The following is a 4415-nucleotide window of genomic DNA, read 5'->3' on the forward strand; positions in this document are numbered from 1 at the left end:
ACCAGGCGCTCCCCGCTCTCGGTGAACGCCACCACCGACGGCGTCGTTCGCGCTCCCTCGGTATTGGAGATCACGACCGGCTCACCGCCTTGCCAGCTCGCGATGACCGAGTTCGTGGTGCCCAGGTCTATACCTACAGCGGTCGCCATGGCTCATTCCTTTCGATCGGTCCGGCCGGTGAGCAGGCGCACGGCTCGTCCGCGACCTCGACGTCGGCGAGGACTTCGTAGTGACGTGGTTTGTGACGGCTGGGTTGAGGTGAAGTCGCGCCGACCGCCCAATGCGAAGAGCCAGCCGAACAGTGCGCTGGTCAGCCCGCCCGCGGCGGCGCCTCGCAGAGCGGCCCGGCCGTAGTTCGATCGGCCGACGACCTGTTCGATGTCGTGTCCGTCGATGGCCGATTCGTCGACCGCGAAATGTTGATCGGAGCGGGAGTCGACGGCACTTTCAGCGTCGGCGTAGTCGTCGAACGTTGCTACTACCTGACGGGCAGGTCGGTTCCGACGTATCGCGGAGGTTCCACGACAGGACTCTGACATCACGCCTCCTGGGCGTTGATGATTCGGTGTTCGCCGAGCCGGCGCGTACCGGTTCGGCGTTCGGCTGGCCGGTCAACCGCTCGAACTCACGGCTCAACCGCCTGACAGTTCCTCATTCGCCGGTGGCGTCGAAAGAACGGGAGACGGTGGCATCCAGAACCCAGCCGGAACACAGATGTCTGCCGGAACCCGCTCGAGGCGGCCGGTGCGCATACTCCGGGCATCAGCCACCACTCCCGGGGCTACCACGAGTCGAACGCCCGAAACCAGGAATCTTTACCAGGAATCTTTCCAGCCGAGCGATGTGTCTCAGCAACCTCGCAGCGGGTCACCGATCCAGACATCACCGTGCTGTATGGCCCTCGTGCGGAGTAGCTCTCGATCCGCGCGAACAGCAACACCAGCGCGGGCACGTTGATCAGGGGCAGCCAGGCGGCCCTCAATGAACTTCTCCCCAGTAGCACCAGCCCGGCCACCGCCGTGAGCGCGGCCCGAATTCGTTGAGTGCTGACCGAGGTTACCCATCCGGGTCTGCGGTCGTGGCACCAGTGCCGGACCAAACCGGATTGGCTCACCGTGTTTCAGCCACTGCTCCGGTGCTCCACGAGTAGAACTCCGATACGAAAGATCGGGATTGCTGAGCGGAGCCCACAAATTAATGAGACCCCCTAGCGATCGCGGAGCCGAAAGAGGAGACTCCAAGGAGGAGAGAACGCGACGCCTGGAATGCACCCGCTGCTTGTTTCCATGACGCGAAACATGTTGGTGTGCCCTAGTTTTGGTGTGTTCTTCCGTTGCGCGCGCTATCGCGTCGGCTGCCCCAGCAGAACGGTTCGTTCGGTCGGTGGCTCACACACAACCGCCTCTGGCCGCCCGGCGTCACCGGAAACGCCGCAAGTTAGGGAGTATCGAGATGAAAGCGCTTGTGTACGACGGGCCGCGTCAGGTTCATGTCAAGGATGTGCCCGATGCGAGGATCGAGCAGCCGACCGATGTGCTGGTAAAGATCACCAGCACCAACATTTGCGGGTCGGATCTACACATGTACGAGGGCCGCACCGATCTGGAACCCGGGATGGTTCTCGGTCACGAGAATCTGGGGATCGTCGCCGAGGTGGGCAATGCGGTGGTAAAGGTCACCACCGGCGACCGGGTGTGCCTTCCATTCAACATCGGTTGCGGCTTCTGCCGAAACTGCGAGGAAGGGTTGACCGCGTTCTGCCTGACGGTGCATCCGGATCCGAAGATGGCGGGCGCCGCTTATGGTTTCGCCGGGATGGGACCGTTCTGGGGCGGACAGGCCGAGTATTTGCGGGTGCCCTTCGGCGACTTCAACTGTCTGCGGCTGCCCGAGGATGCCGAGGACAAGGAAACCGACTACGTGATGCTGTCGGACATTTTCCCGACCGGTTGGCACTGCACCCGCCTGGCCGACATGCAGCCCGGCGATTCGATGGTCATCTACGGGGCCGGCCCGGTCGGCTTGATGGCTGCATACTCGGCGATGATCCAGGGCGCGAGCAAGGTAATGATCGTCGACCGTCACCCCGACCGGCTGCGCCTGGCCGAGCAGATCGGCGTCATACCGATCGACGACTCGAAGGGCGACCCGGTCGAGCAGGTGCTGGAGCAGACCCACGGGCACGGCGCCGACAAGGGTTGTGAGTGCGTCGGCTACCAGGCCCACGACCCACAGGGACATGAGGATTCGGCGATGACCATGAACCGGCTGGTCGATTCGGTACGGTTCACCGGGCACATCGGCGTGGTGGGCATCTTCTTGCCGCAAGACCCCAACGCGCCCGACAAGCTGGAGAAGAAGGGCAGAATCGCCTTCGACATGGGCAAGTTCTGGTTCAAAGGTCAAAAGGCCGGAACCGGGCAGGCCAACGTCAAGCACTACAACCGCCAGCTTCGTGACCTCATCCATGAAGGCCGGGCCAAACCGTCGTGGATCGTCTCTCACGAACTCCCGCTGGCTGAGGCCGAATCCGGCTACCAGCATTTCGATGCCCGCGACGACGGATGGACCAAGGTCGTCATGCATCCGTGAGGCGGCCCGGACCGAAAGGAACGCCACGATGGCAAATGCACTGCAGGGCAAGCACATCGCGAGACCGGCTGCCCAGGGGATCGAAAGAGCCGAATTCGACCGACTCCGCGACGCCGTATCCGATGCCGCGGTCGATGTCCACGATGTCTTGCTGCTGCGGGGTGGCACGGCGAACCCGGACAAGCTGCGAATCGCGGAAACAGCGGTGTCGTTCGTGCGCCACTTCGTGGGCTCCCGAAAGTCGATCGGGGCGGGCGAAACGCTCACCCCATGCCCGAGTCTGCGGGCCGACCTGCGCAACGCCGGGGCCCACGTCGCCGACGAGGAGGTCACGATCTGCGACAGCCTGATCTCGCGCAGGTCGCCCGATGACCTCTCCGCGGTCTGTCAGGGCATCGAGCAGTTCGCGCAGACCAGGACAGGTCCGTCATGACAATCAATCAGACCTCAGTGTCCCTCGATGATGCGCAGCGGGTGATTGCCGCCGGGCAGGCCAAAGCCACCGAGATCGAGTCGCCGTCGAATATTGCGGTAGTCGATGCCGGCGGCAACCTCGTAGCCCATGTGCGGATGGACGGTGCATGGATCGCCAGCATCGACATCTCAATCAACAAGGCATTCACCGCCCGAGCGCTTGATATCTCGACCGAGGACCTCGCAACCGATGCGAGTCCGGGCGAGCAGTTCTACGGGATACAAACCTCCAACGGTGGACGCATCATGATCTTCGCCGGCGGTGTGCCGCTGCGGCGCAACGGCCAGGTCGTCGGGGCCGTCGGCGTCAGCGGCGGCACCGGAGAGCAGGACAAAGCTGTCGCCGAGGCAGCCTCAACGGCGATGTGAGCGGGGCTGCTGCACCGAGAGGTGACAAACTGACCTGCCCCACCGGCGGTTGGGTTCCAACTCCAGTTGCTAACTGACAGCTTTACCGAAAGGCTGTCCCGCGTGCTACGCGCTTATCCCGCCGAGTTCCGTACCCGAGCGATCGCTCTGGTCCGGACAGGCAAACCCGCTAAGCAGACCGCGATTGAGCTCGGCATCCACCCGGTGACGTTGTCGAAAGGTTGCGCCAGGACGACATAAATCGCGGACTACGGCCGGGCAACCCTCGGCGAAGTCGGCAGAATTGCGTGCTGGCCGCCGCCGGATCCGCGAGCTGGAAACCGAGATCACGATCATCCGCCACGCCGCGAAGTTCCTCGGGGAGGACACCTCTGAGCCAAAAGGCGGTTCTACCCAGTGATCGACAGCCTCGTCGCCGCCGGGGCACCGGAAGACTGATGCTGTCGAGTGCTGGGGGTAACCCGGCAGAACTCAAGGCCAAACGACACCCGACTACGCCGACGCAGTTACGGCGCCAATGGTTGACCGGACTAATCCGCGAGATCCACGTCGCGTTCCGAGGAGCCTACGGCTACGGGGACGAAATTGGTCCGTTCATCGATGGTGAACCGGCCCGGAACTCCGCCCGTGTCGCGCAGACCGTTGATCGTTGCAGCGAGTTGCATGAACTTGGTATGGCCAGCGCCAGGGACGTCGCCTAAGAGGTTGAGACCGAGGTCACGTTTGAATTCTTCGACTGTCAGCCGCGCATCATCTTTTGCGAATGCATCAAAGATGCTCGGCTGCAACGAGTTACCGTAAACACGCATCGTGGCATCGTTGAAAATTGTTGGGAGTAAACCTATGTTAGATCGTGTCGAACACATGGGTTAGGTAAATCTGCCGCATCGGGGAATACGAGTCCCCCTCGCGCACAAATGCCTGGCATAGCCGCCAGGTTCATGCTCCGGCGGTGAGGACACCCGCCGATTCATCGGCGG

At 62.8% G+C, this 4415-nt stretch carries 5 protein-coding genes and 2 pseudogenes; 4 read left to right on the forward strand and 3 right to left on the reverse strand.

Annotated elements, in window-relative coordinates; genetic code table 11:
• Nucleotides 1-149: Hsp70 family protein (locus NN2_RS36590; protein WP_156511481.1), on the reverse strand; the 149-nt coding region annotated here is incomplete at its 3' end.
• Between the two features lie 3 nt (nt 150-152).
• A pseudogene (locus NN2_RS38740) lies at nt 153-539 on the reverse strand (general stress protein).
• 925 nt (nt 540-1464) lie between these two features.
• Between NN2_RS38740 and NN2_RS27175 the strand changes: the two are divergent.
• From NN2_RS27175 to NN2_RS38745, 4 genes and pseudogenes are all read left to right on the forward strand, one after another.
• On the forward strand, nt 1465-2592 hold the full coding sequence (locus tag NN2_RS27175) for a glutathione-independent formaldehyde dehydrogenase (protein ID WP_245658875.1): 1128 nt from the start codon (nt 1465-1467) through the stop codon (nt 2590-2592).
• Nucleotides 2593-2620: 28 nt separating this feature from the next.
• Nucleotides 2621-3025 (forward strand): DJ-1/PfpI family protein, encoded by a 405-nt coding sequence (locus tag NN2_RS27180; RefSeq protein WP_063017087.1) that lies wholly within the window; start codon nt 2621-2623, stop codon nt 3023-3025.
• Nucleotides 3022-3435 carry a GlcG/HbpS family heme-binding protein gene (locus tag NN2_RS27185; protein ID WP_063017088.1) on the forward strand — a complete coding sequence of 138 codons (414 nt, stop codon included), beginning with the start codon at nt 3022-3024 and terminating at the stop codon, nt 3433-3435. The genes NN2_RS27180 and NN2_RS27185 overlap by 4 nt, the downstream gene beginning before the upstream one ends.
• Nucleotides 3436-3537: 102 nt before the next feature.
• Nucleotides 3538-4010 (forward strand): annotated as a pseudogene (locus NN2_RS38745) (transposase family protein); the annotation flags it as partial.
• Here the strand turns inward: NN2_RS38745 and NN2_RS37440 are convergent.
• Nucleotides 3966-4244 carry a hypothetical protein gene (locus NN2_RS37440; RefSeq protein WP_146098660.1) on the reverse strand — a complete coding sequence of 93 codons (279 nt, stop codon included), beginning with the start codon at nt 4242-4244 and terminating at the stop codon, nt 3966-3968. The pseudogene NN2_RS38745 and the gene NN2_RS37440 overlap by 45 nt on opposite strands.
• Between the last annotated feature and the right edge of the window lie 171 nt (nt 4245-4415).

The organism is Nocardia nova NBRC 15556, from assembly GCF_001613005.1.
GTDB classification, from domain to species: domain Bacteria; phylum Actinomycetota; class Actinomycetes; order Mycobacteriales; family Mycobacteriaceae; genus Nocardia; species Nocardia nova.

Coding starts and splice junctions, on each gene's coding strand:
- NN2_RS37440 (WP_146098660.1), bottom strand. CDS start 4,244: ATGCGTGTTTACGGTAACTCGTTGCAGCCGAGCATCTTTGATGCATTC.
- NN2_RS27185 (WP_063017088.1), top strand. CDS start 3,022: ATGACAATCAATCAGACCTCAGTGTCCCTCGATGATGCGCAGCGGGTG.
- NN2_RS27180 (WP_063017087.1), top strand. CDS start 2,621: ATGGCAAATGCACTGCAGGGCAAGCACATCGCGAGACCGGCTGCCCAG.